Below are 15,101 nucleotides of genomic sequence, written 5' to 3'. Positions count from 1 at the left end.
GCCGAGGCGCGGCTCCGGCAGAAGCAGCCGGCAGAAAGCAGAGGGAGAACGAGCAATGCGAGTACGTCGTTTCGGCGCCGTCATCGGCGCGGCGACCGCGCTGGCGATGGCCCTGACCGCCTGTGGCAGCGACACCGAGAAGACCGAGGCCAAGACGGTCGCCCAGAAGGCCAAGGACACCAAGAAGATCACCGTCGGCATCAAGTTCGACCAGCCGGCGCTGGGCCTGAAGAAGCCCGACGGCTCCTACGAGGGCTTCGACGTCGACGTGGCCAAGTACGTCGCCAAGGAGCTGGGCGTGCCCGAGGGCGGGGTCACCTTCAAGGAGGCCCGCTCGGAGAACCGCGAGTCGTTCCTGGGCGGCGGGCAGGTCGACCTGGTGATCGCCACGTACTCGATCACCGACGCCCGCAAGAAGCAGATCACCTTCGGCGGCCCGTACTACGTCGCGGCGCAGGACACCATGGTCCGGGCGGACGACAACAGCATCAAGAAGCCCGAGGACCTCAAGGGCAAGAAGCTGTGCAAGGCGGCCGGCTCCAACTCCTTCCGCCGCGTCACCGAGGGCCCGCCGGACGGCAAGCTCGCCATCTCCGGCGTGAACCTGGTGGACGCCTCCAGCTACTCCGAGTGCACCGCCAAGCTGGGCACCGGCGCGCTGGACGCCGTCAGCACCGACGACCTGATCCTGGCCGGCTTCGCCAACCAGCAGAAGGGCAAGTTCAAGGTCATCAACTCGCCCATCAGCGACGAGAAGTACGGCATCGGCATCAAGAAGGGCGACACCGAGACCTGCGAGGCCGTCAACAAGGCCGTCACGAAGATGTACCAGGACGGCACCGCCGCCCAGCTGCTGAGCAAGCACTTCGCGGGCACCGGCCTCAAGACCAAGACCACCGTCCCGCAGTTCGAGGGCTGCGCCTGATCCCAGGCTGAGGCTCCGCCGTCCCGGCCCGCTCCCCGGAAGACCCGATCCGGGGGGCGTGCCGGTATGGCCCGACCCGCTGGAACGCCATGGAACAGCTACTCGATCTGTTTGACTTCGGCCCGTTCTTCGACAACATCGACACGATCCTCGAAGGCTTCTGGGCGACCATCCGGCTGTCCGTCGCGGCGGCCATCCTCTCGCTCATCATCGGCGTGATCCTGGTGACGTTCAGGGTGTCGCCCGTGCCGGTGCTGCGGATGGTGGGCACCGCCTACGTCAACGTCCTGCGCAACACCCCGCTCACCCTCGTCCTGCTGATGTGCAGCCTGGGGCTCAGCGACACCCTGCGCCTGGTCTTCTCCGACGACTCCGGCACCAACTACTACTGGTGGGCCGTGCTGGGCCTGTCGGGGTACACCGGGGCGTTCGTCTGCGAGGCCCTGCGCTCGGGCATCAACACGGTGCCGCTGGGCCAGGCCGAGGCGGCGCGCTCGATCGGGCTGACCTTCACCCAGTCCCTCCGCATGATCATCCTGCCGCAGGCGTTCCGGGCGGTGATCGCACCACTGGGCAGCGTCCTGATCGCCATGATCAAGAACACCACGGTGGCGGCGGCCGCCGGCTACGCCGAGACAGCGGTCATCATGAAGCAGTTCATGGACGACCCGACGTTCCAGAGCGGGGCGCTGCCCCTGTTCATCGGCGTCGCGGTGGGCTTCATGATCCTGACCCTGCCGACCGGATTCTTCTTCGGCTGGCTGGCCAAGCGGACGGCGGTGGCGCGATGAGCAAGGAAGCCAACGTCCTGTTCGACGCCCCCGGACCGGCGGCGCGCAGGCGCAACAACATCCTGACGGCGGCCTCCGCGCTCCTGGTGATCGCCGTCGTCACGGCGGCGGCGCTGCGGCTGAACGACCAGGGCCAGTTCGCCTGGCGGCTGTGGAAGCCGTTCCTGGACGGCAACGTGTGGGCCAACCTGATCCTGCCGGGCCTGTGGAACACGCTGAAGGCGGCGGCGCTGGCCTCGGTGCTGGCCATCCTGTTCGGCGTGGTCTTCGGGCTGGCCAGGCTGTCGGACCACGCGTGGATCCGGGTGCCGGCCGGGGCGGTGGTGGAGTTCTTCCGGGCCATCCCGCTGCTGATCCTGATCTTCCTGGCGTTCTTCGTGCCGAACAAGATCAGCCCGGTGATCGCCGAGTCGCCGTTCGGCACCTTCCAGCGGGTCCTGGTCGACACCTTCGGCGGCGTCTTCGGCGTGGAGATCAACGCCGGTGTGATCACGGTGCCCGCGTTCGCCGCGGTGGTGTTCGGCCTGGTGCTCTACAACGGCTCGGTGCTCGCCGAGGTCGTCCGGGCCGGCGTGAACTCCATCCCCAGGGGGCAGTCGGAGGCCGCGTACTCGATCGGCCTGCGCAAGAACGGCGTGATGCGGCTGGTGCTGCTCCCGCAGGCGATCACGGTCATGATGCCCGCGATCGTCAGCCAGCTGGTCGTGCTGCTCAAGGACACCGCGCTGGGCTTCATCATCGCCTACGGCGAGCTGCTGCAGGCGGGGTTCAAGCAGGTGCCGGCCAACTACGAGAACAACGTCATCCAGGCGGGCATCGTGGTCGCGGTCATCTACATCGCGATCAACATGGCGCTGAGCTCGGTGGCGAACCGGCTGGAGTCGCGCAGCCGGCGCAGCCGCAAGACGTCCGCCAAGACGCTGGGCACCGGGACCGGTGCTCCGCCCGCTCCCGGCATGTCGGTCGCGGGACAGACTCCGTCGACCTGAGCGGAGTCGTCAGGTACGGGCCATCGGGAGGGGCCGCCGGGAATCCGGCGGCCCCTCCCCATGTTCTGCGTGACGTGCTGGACGTGGACGTGGTGGACGTGGACGGGGCCGTGGTGGACGTTGACGGGGCCGTGGTGGACGTTGGCGTGGACGGGGCCACGGCCGTGGACGTGGCCGTCATCGGGGCCGGGCAGGCCGGTCTGTCGGCGGGGTACTTCCTGCGCAGGGCGGGCCTGGACGCCGTCATGTTCGACCACTCTCCGCATGCCGGAGGGGCTTGGCAGTACCGGTGGCCCACGCTGACCCTCGGCGCGGCGCACGGTATTCACGATCTGCCGGGGATGCCGTTGGGCGAGCGCGACGCGACCCGTCCCGCGTCCGAGGTCGTCTCGGAGTACTTCGCACGCTACGAACGCGAGTTCGCCCTGGACGTGCATCGCCCCGTCGACGTCACGGCCGTCCTCGGGGGTACGCCCGGTGGGCGCCTGCTGGTGGAGACGTCCGAGGGCCTGTACGCGGCCAGGGGCCTGATCAACGCGACCGGCACCTGGGACCGGCCGTTCTGGCCGTACTACCCGGGGCTCGGGTCGTTCCGCGGGCGGCAGCTCCACACCTCCGGCTACCGGGGGCCGGACGAGTTCGCCGGGCGGCGCGTCGTGGTCGTCGGCGGCGGGGCCTCGGCCGTGCAGGCCCTCACGGAAATCGCTGAGCGGGCCGCTGAGACGACGTGGGTGACGCGTCGGCCCCCGGTATGGGTCGAGGGGCCGTTCGACCAGGAGCGGGGACGTCAGGCCGTGGCGCGCGTCGAGGACCGCGTCCGGCGCGGCCTGCCGCCGGGCAGCGTGGTCGGCGCCACCGGGCTCGTCCTGACGCCGGAGGTGCGGGCGGCCCGGGAGAGCGGCGTGCTGCGCCGCCTGCCGATGTTCGAGCGCGTCACGCCGACCGGCGTGGCCTGGGCCGACGGGACGGAGGTCGAGGCGGACGCGATCCTGTGGGCGACCGGTTTCCGCGCCGCCCTCGACCATCTGGCGCCGCTGCGGCTGCGCGCCCCGGGCGGCGGGATCGTCATGGACGGCACGCGTGTGGCCGGTGACCCGCGGATCCACCTGCTCGGGTACGGGCCGTCCGCCAGCACCATCGGCGCCGGGCGCGCCGCCCGCGCCGCCGTGCGCGACCTCAGGGCCCTGCTGGAGCCCCTCCGCGCCGCCTCCTGACCGCCCGCCCGGGGTCCTGGGAGCGCCCGGACCCCCGGAAACGCCCGCCGGCTCCTGACCCGCCTCGTCAGAGGGTGTTCAGGCCCCGTACGATGTCCGTTTTCGGTACCGCCGTGCCATCGTCGCCACATGCTCGGGCCCGCCCCTTGTGAACGGGTTGTATCTTTCCGAGGTCAACTGCCCCGTCATGGCCCCAAGGGATCCCTGTATGCGGGACGATTCGCATATGACCGCTCGTGCGACCCTTCCCTACGGCTCCTGGCCCTCTCCCATTTCCGCCGCCGACGTCGCCCGCGCCCGGCTGCGCCTCAGTTTCCCCCTCGTGCACAACAGCGACGTGTGGTGGCAGGAGACCCGTCCGGAGGAAGGCGGCCGGACCACGGTCATCCATCTTCAGGGCGGGCACCGTACCGAGCTTCTGCAGGCCCCTTGGGACGCCCGTACCCGCGTGCACGAGTACGGGGGGCGGTCCTACCTGCCCGTCCGTACCGCCGAGGGGCATGCGATCGTGTTCTCGAACTACGAGGACCAGCGGCTGCACCGCCTTGACCCCGGTGACCCCAAGCCGCGTCCACTCACCCCTGAGCCCGCCATTCCCGGGGGGCTGCGGTACGCCGACTACATCGTTTCCCCTGACGGCCTGGAGGTGTGGTGCGTGTGCGAGGGGCACACCCCCGACGGCATCCGCCGCGCCATCGTCGCCGTTCCCCTGGACGGCAGCGCGGCCGCGGACGCCTCCGCCATCAGGGAGCTGGTCACCGGCGCCGACTTCTACGCCAACCCGGCCCCCTCCCCCAGCGGCGGGCACCTCGCGTGGGTCCAGTGGAACCACCCCCGGATGCCCTGGGACGGCACCGAGATCCGTGTGGCGGCCCTGGAGGACGGCCAGACCGTCGCGCCCCGCACCGTCAAGGGCGGTCTCACCGAGTCGGCGCTGGCCCCCCTCTGGCGTGACGACGAGTCGCTCTACGTCATGTCGGACTGGCCCGGCTGGTGGAACATCTACCAGGTCGGTCTGCACGGCGAGTCGCCCCAGGCGCTGTACCCCGCCGAGGAGGAGTTCGCGGGGCCCCTCTGGCAGCTGGGCGGCATGCCCTACGCGCTGCTGGAGGACGGCCGCCTCGCGGTGCTGCACGGGGAGGGCGACCAGAGGCTCGGCGTCTACGACCCCGAGACCCTGGAGCTGACCGACCTGGAGGTGCCCTACGACAACTGGCAGCTCTGCGTGTCCGCGCACGGGTCCACCATCGTCGGCATCGCGGGGGGGCGCGACCGTCCCGCAGTCGGTGGTGCGCATCGACACGACGACGGGACGGGTGGAGGGCCTGCGGCGCGAACTGGCCGAGCTCCCGGACGTCGCGTACCTGCCCAAGGCGCGCGCGGAACAGCTCGAAGGCCCCTTCGGCCGCCCGGTCCACGCCCTCGTGTACCCGCCGTCCAACCCCGAGTACACGGGGCAGGAGAAGGAACTGCCCCCGTACGTCGTGTTCGTCCACGGCGGGCCCACCAGCCGCGTGTCGAGCGTGCTCAACCTCGAACGGGCCTACTTCACCAGCCGCGGCATCGGCGTCATCGACGTCAACTACGGCGGCTCCACCGGTTACGGCCGCGCCTACCGCGAACGCCTGCGCCGCCAGTGGGGCGTGGTGGACGTCGAGGACGCCGTGGCCGCGGCCAAGGCGCTCGTGGACGGCGGCATCGCCGACCCGGAGCGCCTGGCCATCCGGGGCGGCAGCGCCGGAGGCTGGACGACCCTGGCCGCCATCACCCAGACCGACGTGTTCAAGGCGGCGACGTCCTACTTCGGCATCAGCGACCTGCAGAGCTTCGCCGAGGCCACGCACGACTTCGAGTCGCGGTATCTCTTCGGCCTGATCGGCCCGCTGCCCGGCTTCGAGCGCGCCTACGAGGAGCGCTCCCCCCTCAACAGCGCGGACCGTACGGCGTGCCCCGTCCTGCTCCTGCAGGGCCTGGACGACCCGGTCGTCCCCCCGGACCAGTCGGAGCGCTTCGCGGTGGCGCTGGCGGCCAAGAAGACCCCGTACGCGTACATGACGTTCGAGGGCGAGAGCCACGGGTTCCGGCGCGCCGAGACGGTCGTCGCCTCCCTGGAGGCCGAGCTCGCCTTCTACGGGCAGACGCTGGGCTTCCAGCCGCGCGGGGTGGACCCGATCGACCTGACCGTCGGGTGACGGTGTCAGCCTGGGCTGACAAAGCGCGATTGTCAGCCTAGGCTGACAGCATGACCACGATGACGGAACTCGCGGAGGCCGCGGACAGCCGCGACCCCGCCACCGGCCTCGCCGCCGTGGCCGCCCTGCGCCGGCTCACGGACGAACTCGAGGCCCTCCACGTCGGCAACGCACGCGCCAACGGATGGTCCTGGCAGGCCATCGCCTCCTGCCTGGGCGTACGGCGCCAGTCCGTCCACAAGAAGCACGCGAGGCGGCTCGCATGATGACACTGGACGACTTCAGCCCCTCCGCTGGCGACACCCTCATCCGAGCGGCCATGTCGGCCGAGGGCCCCATCCTCGGCACCGGCCCCCTGCTCCGCGCCCTCGCCCAGGGCGGCCCCGTGGCCGGCGTGGAACTCAGCCCCGACGCCCTTCCCAAGGACTCAGGCCGCGCCCTGCTCGCGACTCTGGGCATCGACCTGGACGACGTGCACCACCGCGCCTACGAGGCCACGTCCCTGCGCCTGGACGACCCGTCCCTGTGGCGCCTGCGGCGCTCCCCCCTGCTGCCCCTGCGCGTAACCCTGACGGGCCCCGGAACGCGCGCCACGTTCAACGAGGCTGGCCGCAAGACCCTGGAAGTCGCCCTCTGGTCCGCACGCCGCCGGGGCCTCCCCTCGGCCACCAGGGAGGACCTCCTCTGGGGACTGCTGGCCGACGCCTCCAACGACGCCGTCCGCATCCTGCGCCGCCAGAGGATCGACCTCCACCGCCTGTGGACCACCCTGAAAGCCGCCTGACCACCACCCGGCGGGGCCTCAGCGGGCGAACTCGATGGCGCGGGACTCGCGGACGACCGTGACCCGGATCTGCCCGGGGTAGGTGAGCTCGCTCTCGACCTGCTTGGCGATGTCGCGGGCGATCACCTGCGCCTGGATGTCGTCGACCGCGTCGGGCTTCACCATGACGCGGATCTCCCGCCCGGCCTGCATGGCGAAGACCTTCTCCACGCCCTCGTGCTTCTCGCGGGCGATCTCCTCCAGCCGCTCCAGCCGCTTGACGTAGGCCTCCAGCGACTCGCGGCGCGCGCCCGGGCGGCTGCCGCTGATGGCGTCGGCGGCCTGCGTGAGCACCGCCTCGACGGTGCGGACCTCGACCTCGTTGTGGTGCGCCTCGATGGCGTGGACGACGTCGTCGTGCTCCCCGTACCGGCGGGCGATCTCCGCGCCGATCAGCGCGTGGCTGCCCTCCACCTCGTGGGTGAGCGCCTTGCCGACGTCGTGCAGCAGCGTGCACCGCTTGGCCTGCTCGACCGGCAGCCGCAGCTCGGACGCCATGATCCCGGCCAGGTGCGCCGACTCGATCAGGTGCTTGAGCACGTTCTGCCCGTACGACGTGCGGTACCGCAGCTGGCCGAGCAGTGTGATCAGCTCCGGATGCATCTCGGTGATGCCCAGCTCGACCAGGGCGTCCTCGCCGGCCCGCACGCACAGCTGCTCGACGTCGCTCTTGCTGCGCTCGTAGATCTCCTCGATCCGCTGCGGGTGGATCCGGCCGTCCAGGACCAGCTTCTCCAGGGTGAGCCGGCCGACCTCCCGGCGGACCGGGTCGAAGCAGCTGAGCAGCACCGCCTCGGGCGTGTCATCAATGATCAGGTTGACGCCGGTGGTGGACTCGAACGCGCGGATGTTGCGGCCCTCGCGGCCGATGATCCGGCCCTTCATCTCGTCGCCGGGCAGGTGCAGCACCGACACCACCGACTCGGCGGTCTGCTCGCTGGCGACCCGCTGGATCGCCAGCGTCACGATCTTGCGGGCGCGCTTCTCGCCCTCGGCCCGGGCCGAGTTCTCGATCTCCCTGGTGATCGGGATGGCCTCCCGCTTGGCCTGGTTCTCCAGCGCGACGACCAGCTCGTTCTTGGCCTCTTCCGTGGTGAGCCCGGCGGCGCGTTCGAGGACCTGGCGGCGCTCCTCCTCCAGCTCGCCGAGCTCCTGGCGGCGGCCCTCCAGCGACCGCTTGGTCTCGGCCAGCCGGCCGGACCACTCCTCCAGGCGCCGGACCTCACCGTCCAGGCGCTGCTCGCGCTCGGCGAGGCGGGTCTCCCTGCGCTCCAGGTCCTCGCGCAGGGTCCGCAGGTCCTCCCGGACGCCGCGGGCCTCCTCCTCCAGCTCGCCGCGCGCCGTGCTGCCGATCCGCTGGGCCTGCTCCTCGGCCTTGGCGAGGATCTCCTGGGCCTGCGAGCGGGCCTCGGCCCTGATCTCGTCGGCGTCCTGGTGCGCCTGGTCGAGTTCGCCCTTGTCGGGCCCGCCGGGCCGCCGCAGCACCACGATCACGAGAGCGACCAGGGTCACCAGTAGCGCGGCACCCAGCAGGACGCTCTCCATGAGGCAGACCTCTTCCTCGCCCGCGGGCCCCGCCGGAGATCGGGGCCCTGCTCTGCGAGGATTTACCCGCGTCCCGGCGAACCGCCGCACGCCCGGCCACAGTGCCGACGCCCGCACGGCGGCACCCGCCGCCCGGTGATCGGGCACCGTGCCGCAGCGCCCCGGACTCTCGCCCGGTGCCGCCTGCCGCATGCCCGGTGATCGGGCACTGTGCCGCAGCGCCCCGGACTTTCGCCCGGTGCCGCCTGCCGCATGCCCGGTGGTGGGTACGCCGCAACCCCCGGGCGGCGGCGAACCGCACCCGGCGATACCGGCCCCCTCCTCCGAGGTCGGCCGAACGTCTGTCCTCTATGCCTCTCAGCTGTGCGAACGTGCTCGGTCGTATGGCAATCCGCGGTGCGCGGAGTAACTCCTCACTGCCGTAACGGTAAGCGGCATGGAGGTAATGAGCAAGCAAACCTTGGGCATTCCGGACTAACCGAGCGGTCGCGTGAGGAAATGCTTACCGCTGCCCCCAAGCCCGTGACCTGCCAGAACACAGTCAGGTCCGCCGCGGCCCCGCGTCAGGCGCCCCGGTCATTCCCCGGCGTGTCGCCCCGCCGTCACCGTCCCGAGGAACGTCAGTCGAACTCCGCGCCCTCCGGCGGCTCCTCGACGTCCGCGCCCTCCTCGTCGAGGACCTCCCGCACGACCCGGTACGCCGTCCCGGGCGGGTACCCCTTCCGCGCCAGCACGCCGACCAGCCGCCGCATCCGCTTGCCCGGCTCCACGCCCCGCGTCGCGGCCGCCTTCCGCGCGATCAGCCGCCGCGCGGTCTCCTCCTCCTGCTCGGCGTCGAGGGTCTCCACCGCGTCGTTGACGGTCTCCTCGGCCACGCCCCGCCGCCGCAGCTCGGCCGCCAGCGCCCGCCGGGCCAGCCCCCGGCCGTTATGCCGCGACTGCACCCACGACTGCGCGAACGCCTCGTCGTCGATCAGACCGACCTCGGTGAACCGCCCCAGCACCCGTTCGGCGACCTCGTCGGGAACCTCCTTGCGCCGCAACGCCTCGGCCAGCTGCGCCCGAGTCCGCGGCCCCCGCTCCAGAGCCCGCAGGCAAACCTCCCGCGCCCACTTCTCCGGGTCCCCCGAACCGCCCTCAGCCTTGCCCCGCGCCCTCCGCCTCCCGCTGGACGCGTCGGCCCGCTCCCCCTCGCCGTCCGACGCCCCCTCAACGCCGCCGCCACCTTCCACGCGCCGGCGACGCTTCTGCCGCGAGCCCCTTTCTCCGGACCCGCCGGGTGAAGCCTTCCGCGGAGCATGCGACTCCTCGCCCGAAGAGTCACCCGATGCCTGCCGCGTGAGACCGCCCACCGCATCATCACGAGGGACCTCCTGGCTCTCAAGCCCTCGCCGCGCCGCCGAACGACCAGGACGACGAACAGAACCCGCCGCCTCACTCCCCTCGTCCCCCGGCTCCACCGAACCGTTGGGATCGGGTGCGCCGGGCTGCGAAGGCCCCGGAGGCTCGGGGCTGGGGGCGCGTTTCTGGTCGGCCGGTCTCTCGCCGGGGGACTTCCGGCGGGCAGCCGGACGGTCCGGACGGCGGACGGGGCTCGTGGCCTCGCTTACGCCTTCTTCTGCTTTGTGGAGGTCGGGTGCGCCGGGCTGAGGCTTGGGGGCGCGTTTCTGGTCGGTGAGCCATGGATTGCCGGGGGGCTCGTTTGGTGACCAGGGTGTCGGGCTGGGTGCGGGCTTCGGCTCGGGTTTGGGCACGGTCGACGGGGCGCCGGTCCAGGCGTTGCTGGACCACTCGGTGACGAAGGGGTTGGCCGGGGGTGGCCCCTGATCGGCCTCCCAGGGGAGGGGTTCCTCCCGTACGGGCTCGTCCTCGTCGTCGGTCGACCAGGGGTTGCGGGAGGCCGGGGGATCGTCGTCGTGCCGTGTCACGGGCGGCCGCCCAGGGCCCTGAGGCGGGGCCCAGAGCCCGGAGCGGCGGCACCATCGGGGAAGGTCCGGTCACCGGACGGCCGGTGCGGGATAGGGCGCCGCCGCCCTGCGTACGAGATCATTCCCCACCCTTCGCTCAGGAGTCGCCCGGCTTGGGGGTCTTGCTCTTGCGCGAGGCGGCCGAGGTCGAGGCGGCACGGGTGGTGGCCGCGGGCGCCGCCGCGGGAGCCGGGGTACCGGCCGCGGGGGCCGGCTCGGCCTCCTTGTCGAGCTTGGGCCCGACGCCGAGCTTCTCCTTGATCTTCTTCTCGATCTCGTCGGCCATGTCGGGGTTGGCCTTGAGGAAGTTGCGGGCGTTCTCCTTGCCCTGGCCGAGCTGGTCGCCGTCGTAGGTGTACCAGGCGCCGGACTTGCGGACGAAGCCGTGCTCCACGCCGAGGTCGATCAGCCCGCCCTCGCGGGAGATGCCCTGGCCGTAGAGCAGGTCGAAGTCGGCGACGCGGAAGGGCGGGGCCATCTTGTTCTTGACGACCTTGACGCGGACCCGGTTGCCGACCGCCTCGGTGCCGTCCTTGAGGGTCTCGATGCGGCGCACGTCCAGCCGGACGGAGGCGTAGAACTTCAGCGCGCGGCCGCCGGTGGTGGTCTCCGGGGAGCCGAACATCACGCCGACCTTCTCGCGGAGCTGGTTGATGAAGACGGCGGTGGTGCGGGTCTGGTTGATCGCGCCGGTGAGCTTGCGCAGCGCCTGCGACATCAGCCGGGCCTGGAGGCCCACGTGGCTGTCGCCCATCTCGCCCTCGATCTCGGCGCGCGGCACCAGCGCCGCCACGGAGTCGATGACGACGATGTCGATCGCGCCGGAGCGGATCAGCATGTCGGTGATCTCGAGCGCCTGCTCGCCGGTGTCGGGCTGGGAGACCAGCAGGGCGTCGATGTCGACGCCGAGCTTGGCGGCGTACTCGGGGTCGAGCGCGTGCTCGGCGTCGACGAACGCCGCGATGCCGCCCTTCTTCTGGACGCTGGCCACCGCGTGCAGCGCGATGGAGGTCTTGCCGGAGCCCTCGGGCCCGTAGACCTCGACCACGCGGCCGCGCGGCAGGCCGCCGATGCCGAGCGCGATGTCGAGCGAGATGGAACCGGTGGGGATCACCTCGACCGGTGCCCGCGCCTCCTCGCCCATCCGCATGACCGAGCCCTTGCCGAACTGCCGCTCGATCTGGGCCAGTGCGGTCTCGAGAGCCTTCTCCCGGTCGTTCGCTGCCATGAGGTGTCGCCCCTTTTTCGTCTGTCGTTGCGGTGTCGGAGGCGACGTTACGGGGCGCCACCGACAGTTGCCGACCCCACGACTTTACCGAACATCCGTTCGATCATGGTCGTGCCCGCGGATTTGCCCGGGAATCTCCGTGCACGCGACACTCGAGACCCCGTACGCTGGCGCCGTCCACGGAGGGTTCCATCATGACGCTGACCGTCATCTTCTGCGTCGATCCGCTCCGCCCCCGGCGCGTTGACCCCCACTTCGCCCGCGAGGCCGCCGCCGTGCGGGATCATTACGGCGAGATCGCCCTGATCGACCACGACGCGCTGCGGCAGGGCGACGTGGACGCGGCCCTGCGGGCCGTCCCGGGCGATCTCGGGCCGGTCTGGTACCGGGGCTGGATGCTCACCAGCGCCGAGTACGCGGCGATGGCGGGAGCCCTGAAAAGGCGCGGCACGCTGCTGCTCACGCACCCGGACGATTACCAGCGGGCGCATGAACTGCCCGGCTGGCACGACACGTTCGCGGGACTGACGCCGCAGAGCGTGTGGCGTCCCCTCTCCCCCGGCGAGGACCCGGGTGATCTGGGCGAGCTCGTACGTCCGCTCCGGGGCGGCGCGGGGATCGTCAAGGACTACGTGAAGTCGCGCAAGCACGAATGGAACGAGGCCTGCTTCGTTCCGGACGTGAAGAACCTCGCCCTGTTGCGCGGGGTCGTGGCCAAGATGCTCGCGTTGCAGGACGAGTTCCTCGCGGGCGGCGTGGTCGTCCGGGAGTACGAGCCCTACGACGGTGAGGGCGAGGCGCGCGTGTGGTGGGTGGACGGTGAGCCCGCCCTTGTGGGGCCCCACCCCGACAGCCCCGAGCTGGAACCCGATCCGCGCCTGGATTCGGTGGCCCCGGCGGTGCGCACGCTGGGCTGCCGTTTCATCACGACCGACCTGGCGCGCCGGGAGGACGGTGAATGGCGCGTGGTGGAGGTGGGCGACGGCCAGGTCAGCGACCTGCCCTCCACGGTGGACCCCATGGACCTGTACGCCCACCTTCCGGTGCCCGACTGAGCACGCCGCGCGCAAGCCCGGAACAGGTCTTGTTCGGGTGCCGATAAGCGGCTTTTTTGGTCCCGGCGGGAACGGGAGGCGTGTCCCTTCCGTCCGAGGATGGACCACCCCTAAGCTATGGCCTCGCAACCGAGAGTTCCCATTCCGTAAGGGCGGACGGGCCCCGCCCTGTGGAACCGACCGGTTGCCAGTCGCCTCGTTTTCGAAGGACGTGTTCGCCTTGCCCCCACAGGAACAGAAGCGCCGGCTCAGCTCCCGCGCCGTGAAGATCGGGATGGTCAGCGCGCTGTCGCTGACCGTGGCCGCCTGCGGCTCCAAGACCACGACGGCCTGGTGTGTGGACCGCTACGCCCCCGCGGTCGGCAAGACCAAGGGCGGCTACCGCGTCGTTTCGGACTACTTCTGTGACAGCCGTGACGTCCAGCGGGGGACGGTCTCCTACGGCCGCTACTTCTGGTACTACGGCGGCAAGCGCAGCAACGACGGCTACGTGTCGGGCGGCAGTTCGGCCGGCCCCAGCAAGGGCAAGATCAAGACGAAGAGCGGGACGACGCTGAGCCGCGGCGGCTTCGGCGGCGGCGGCAAGAGCGGGAGCTGAGACCGTGCGGCGAGCGCGTTCCGCCCCGCGCGACGACTGGGCCGAGAAGGTCGAGAGCCATGGCCTGGCCTACCACCGGACGGCGCATCCGGCGCACCTGCCCCGCCCGTACTGGGACGAGTCGGTGCACTACGTCTTCGAGATGGACGAGGTCCTCGCGCTCGAGGAGGTCGTGGAGGAACTCCACGGGATGTGCCTGCAGGTGGTGGAGCACGTGGTGACCACCGGCCGGTATCACGTGCTGGGCATTCCCGAGTGGGTCGCGCCGCTCATCGAGGAGTCGTGGCGGCGGGGCGATCCGCATCTGTACGGCCGGTTCGACCTCAGCTACGGCGGCGAGGGCCCGGCCAAGCTGCTGGAGTACAACGCCGACACTCCGACGTCGCTGGTGGAGAGCGCGATCGTCCAGTGGTTCTGGCTCCAGGAGGTCTTTCCCAAGGACGACCAGTGGAATTCCATCCACGAGCGCCTGGTCGCCCGCTGGAAGGGGATCGCCTCGGGACTGGGGGACGACGGCCCCGTCCACTTCGCCTGGACCCACGGTGACGAGACCGCCGAAGAGGTCATGACGATCGCCTACATGCAGGAGACCGCCGATGAGGCGGGCCTGCCGGGGCTGGCGATCGCCATGGAGGACATCGGGTGGGATTCCGCGCGGGAGCGTTTCGTGGATCTCGACGAGAAGGAGATCCGCACCCTCTGCAAGCTCTACCCGTGGGAATGGATCGTCAACGAGCCGTTCGGCCGCAACATCCCGGGCACGCCCACCGGGTGGATCGAGCCGATCTGGAAGATGGTGCTGTCGAACAAGGCGCTGCTGGTGCTGCTGTGGGAGTTGTTCCCGGGGCATCCCAATCTGCTTCCCACCTATCTCAACACGCCTTCGGACCTGACGGCCTACGTCCAGAAGCCGCTGCTGGGGCGGGAGGGCGCCAGCATGCGGATCGTGACCCCCGACGGCAGCGAGCAGCGCACCCAGGGCGACTACGGCAAGGAGGGCTTCGTCTTCCAGGAGTTCTGCGCGCTGCCCGATTTCGACGGCGAGCACCCGGTCCTGGGCGCCTGGGTCGTCCACGACGAGTCCGCGGGGCTGGGCATCCGCGAGACCTCCGGGCTCATCACCGACGACACCTCCTCCTTCGTCCCGCACCGCATCCCCCTGTAAGACGTCCGTTCCCCCCTGCAAGGCGTCCGACAACCCCCTTCAACCGCAGCGGACGCGCGTTCCGCTAAGGAGATCCATGAACACCGACGAGAGTCTCGGCCAGATCCTGCTGGACGGGACGGGAGCGCTGCTCGCCTACGCCGCGGTCGGCCTGGTGCTGTTCGTGGTCGGTTTCTACATGACCGACCTGGCCACCCCGGGCCGGCTGATCACGGTGATCCGCACGCACCGCAACCCCAACGCCACCCTGCTGGCCTGCGCCTCGACCGTCGGCGTCGGCCTCATCGTGGCCGTCTCGATCTTCGCCTCGGGCGGGGACCTGCTGGAGGGCCTCACCCGGACCCTGGTGTTCGGCGCGGTCGGCATCGTCGCCATGACCATCGCCACCCTGGTCTTCGACCGCCTCGTCGGGATCAGCATCAAGGAACTGGCCGACGACGCCGAGGACAAGCTCGAACCCGCCGCCGTCCTCCTCGCCGTCGCCAACCTCATGATCGGCTTCGTCACCGCCGTCGCGGTCTACTGACCGGCGCCCCCGCGGCGGGCCGTCGGCCGCCGCGTTCGCAGAGGAGAGTTTCCGGGGGCGGTCGCGGCCCCGGCCGCGACCGC

14 protein-coding genes are annotated in these 15,101 nt (G+C 70.9%); 11 read left to right on the top strand and 3 right to left on the bottom strand.

Annotated features, from left to right (window positions below; translation table 11 throughout):
- The first annotated feature begins 55 nt into the window (after positions 1-55).
- The 7 genes from ACZ466_RS34685 to ACZ466_RS34655 all read left to right on the top strand — a co-directional run bounded on the left by ACZ466_RS34685 (position 56) and on the right by ACZ466_RS34655 (position 6,895).
- Positions 56-925, top strand: a complete 870-nt coding sequence (locus ACZ466_RS34685; protein ID WP_378288593.1) for a glutamate ABC transporter substrate-binding protein — start codon at positions 56-58, stop codon at positions 923-925.
- A gap of 89 nt (positions 926-1,014) precedes the next feature.
- Positions 1,015-1,716 carry an amino acid ABC transporter permease gene (locus ACZ466_RS34680; RefSeq protein WP_378288591.1) on the top strand — a complete coding sequence of 234 codons (702 nt, stop codon included), beginning with the start codon at positions 1,015-1,017 and terminating at the stop codon, positions 1,714-1,716.
- Complete coding sequence (locus tag ACZ466_RS34675) at positions 1,713-2,705, top strand: amino acid ABC transporter permease (RefSeq protein ID WP_378288589.1); 993 nt, start codon at positions 1,713-1,715, stop codon at positions 2,703-2,705. Before ACZ466_RS34680 ends, ACZ466_RS34675 begins: the two co-directional genes overlap by 4 nt.
- Positions 2,706-2,869: 164 nt before the next feature.
- On the top strand, positions 2,870-3,919 hold the full coding sequence (locus tag ACZ466_RS34670) for an NAD(P)-binding domain-containing protein (RefSeq protein ID WP_378288608.1): 1,050 nt from the start codon (positions 2,870-2,872) through the stop codon (positions 3,917-3,919).
- A 1,289-nt stretch (positions 3,920-5,208) separates the two neighbouring features.
- The gene (locus ACZ466_RS34665) at positions 5,209-6,111 is read left to right on the top strand and encodes an alpha/beta hydrolase family protein (protein WP_464041797.1); all 903 of its coding nucleotides are present in this window, start codon (positions 5,209-5,211) and stop codon (positions 6,109-6,111) included.
- A gap of 50 nt (positions 6,112-6,161) precedes the next feature.
- Positions 6,162-6,377 (top strand): helix-turn-helix domain-containing protein, encoded by a 216-nt coding sequence (locus ACZ466_RS34660; RefSeq protein ID WP_378288585.1) that lies wholly within the window; start codon positions 6,162-6,164, stop codon positions 6,375-6,377.
- Positions 6,374-6,895 (top strand): hypothetical protein, encoded by a 522-nt coding sequence (locus tag ACZ466_RS34655; RefSeq protein ID WP_378288583.1) that lies wholly within the window; start codon positions 6,374-6,376, stop codon positions 6,893-6,895. The genes ACZ466_RS34660 and ACZ466_RS34655 overlap by 4 nt, the downstream gene beginning before the upstream one ends.
- An 18-nt stretch (positions 6,896-6,913) precedes the next feature.
- Here the strand turns inward: ACZ466_RS34655 and rny are convergent, their stop codons facing one another.
- From rny to recA, 3 genes are all read right to left on the bottom strand, one after another.
- Entirely contained in the window at positions 6,914-8,479 is a 1,566-nt protein-coding gene (rny, locus tag ACZ466_RS34650; RefSeq protein ID WP_378288581.1) for a ribonuclease Y, read from the bottom strand.
- 620 nt (positions 8,480-9,099) lie between these two features.
- Positions 9,100-9,711 (bottom strand): regulatory protein RecX, encoded by a 612-nt coding sequence (locus ACZ466_RS34645; RefSeq protein ID WP_378288579.1) that lies wholly within the window; start codon positions 9,709-9,711, stop codon positions 9,100-9,102.
- Between the two features lie 832 nt (positions 9,712-10,543).
- Positions 10,544-11,674: a recombinase RecA gene (gene recA / locus ACZ466_RS34640; RefSeq protein WP_378288577.1), complete on the bottom strand. Its 1,131-nt coding sequence runs from the start codon at positions 11,672-11,674 to the stop codon at positions 10,544-10,546.
- 194 nt (positions 11,675-11,868) lie between these two features.
- On the opposite strand from recA, the gene ACZ466_RS34635 reads away from it, so the two are divergent.
- From ACZ466_RS34635 to ACZ466_RS34620, 4 genes are all read left to right on the top strand, one after another.
- On the top strand, positions 11,869-12,729 hold the full coding sequence (locus ACZ466_RS34635; protein ID WP_378288575.1) for an ATP-grasp domain-containing protein: 861 nt from the start codon (positions 11,869-11,871) through the stop codon (positions 12,727-12,729).
- A gap of 220 nt (positions 12,730-12,949) precedes the next feature.
- Entirely contained in the window at positions 12,950-13,327 is a 378-nt protein-coding gene (locus tag ACZ466_RS34630) for a hypothetical protein (RefSeq protein WP_378288574.1), read from the top strand.
- Positions 13,328-13,331: 4 nt separating this feature from the next.
- Positions 13,332-14,492, top strand: coding sequence for a glutathionylspermidine synthase family protein (locus tag ACZ466_RS34625; RefSeq protein ID WP_378288573.1), 1,161 nt, complete (start codon positions 13,332-13,334; stop codon positions 14,490-14,492).
- 76 nt (positions 14,493-14,568) lie between these two features.
- The gene (locus ACZ466_RS34620) at positions 14,569-15,018 is read left to right on the top strand and encodes a DUF350 domain-containing protein (protein WP_378288572.1); all 450 of its coding nucleotides are present in this window, start codon (positions 14,569-14,571) and stop codon (positions 15,016-15,018) included.
- Positions 15,019-15,101: the final 83 nt, after the last annotated feature.

The sequence above is a fragment of the Actinomadura rugatobispora genome (assembly GCF_055379765.1).
The sequence above is the reverse complement of the archived record's forward strand: the minus strand, read 5'-3'. Positions and strand labels throughout refer to the sequence as shown.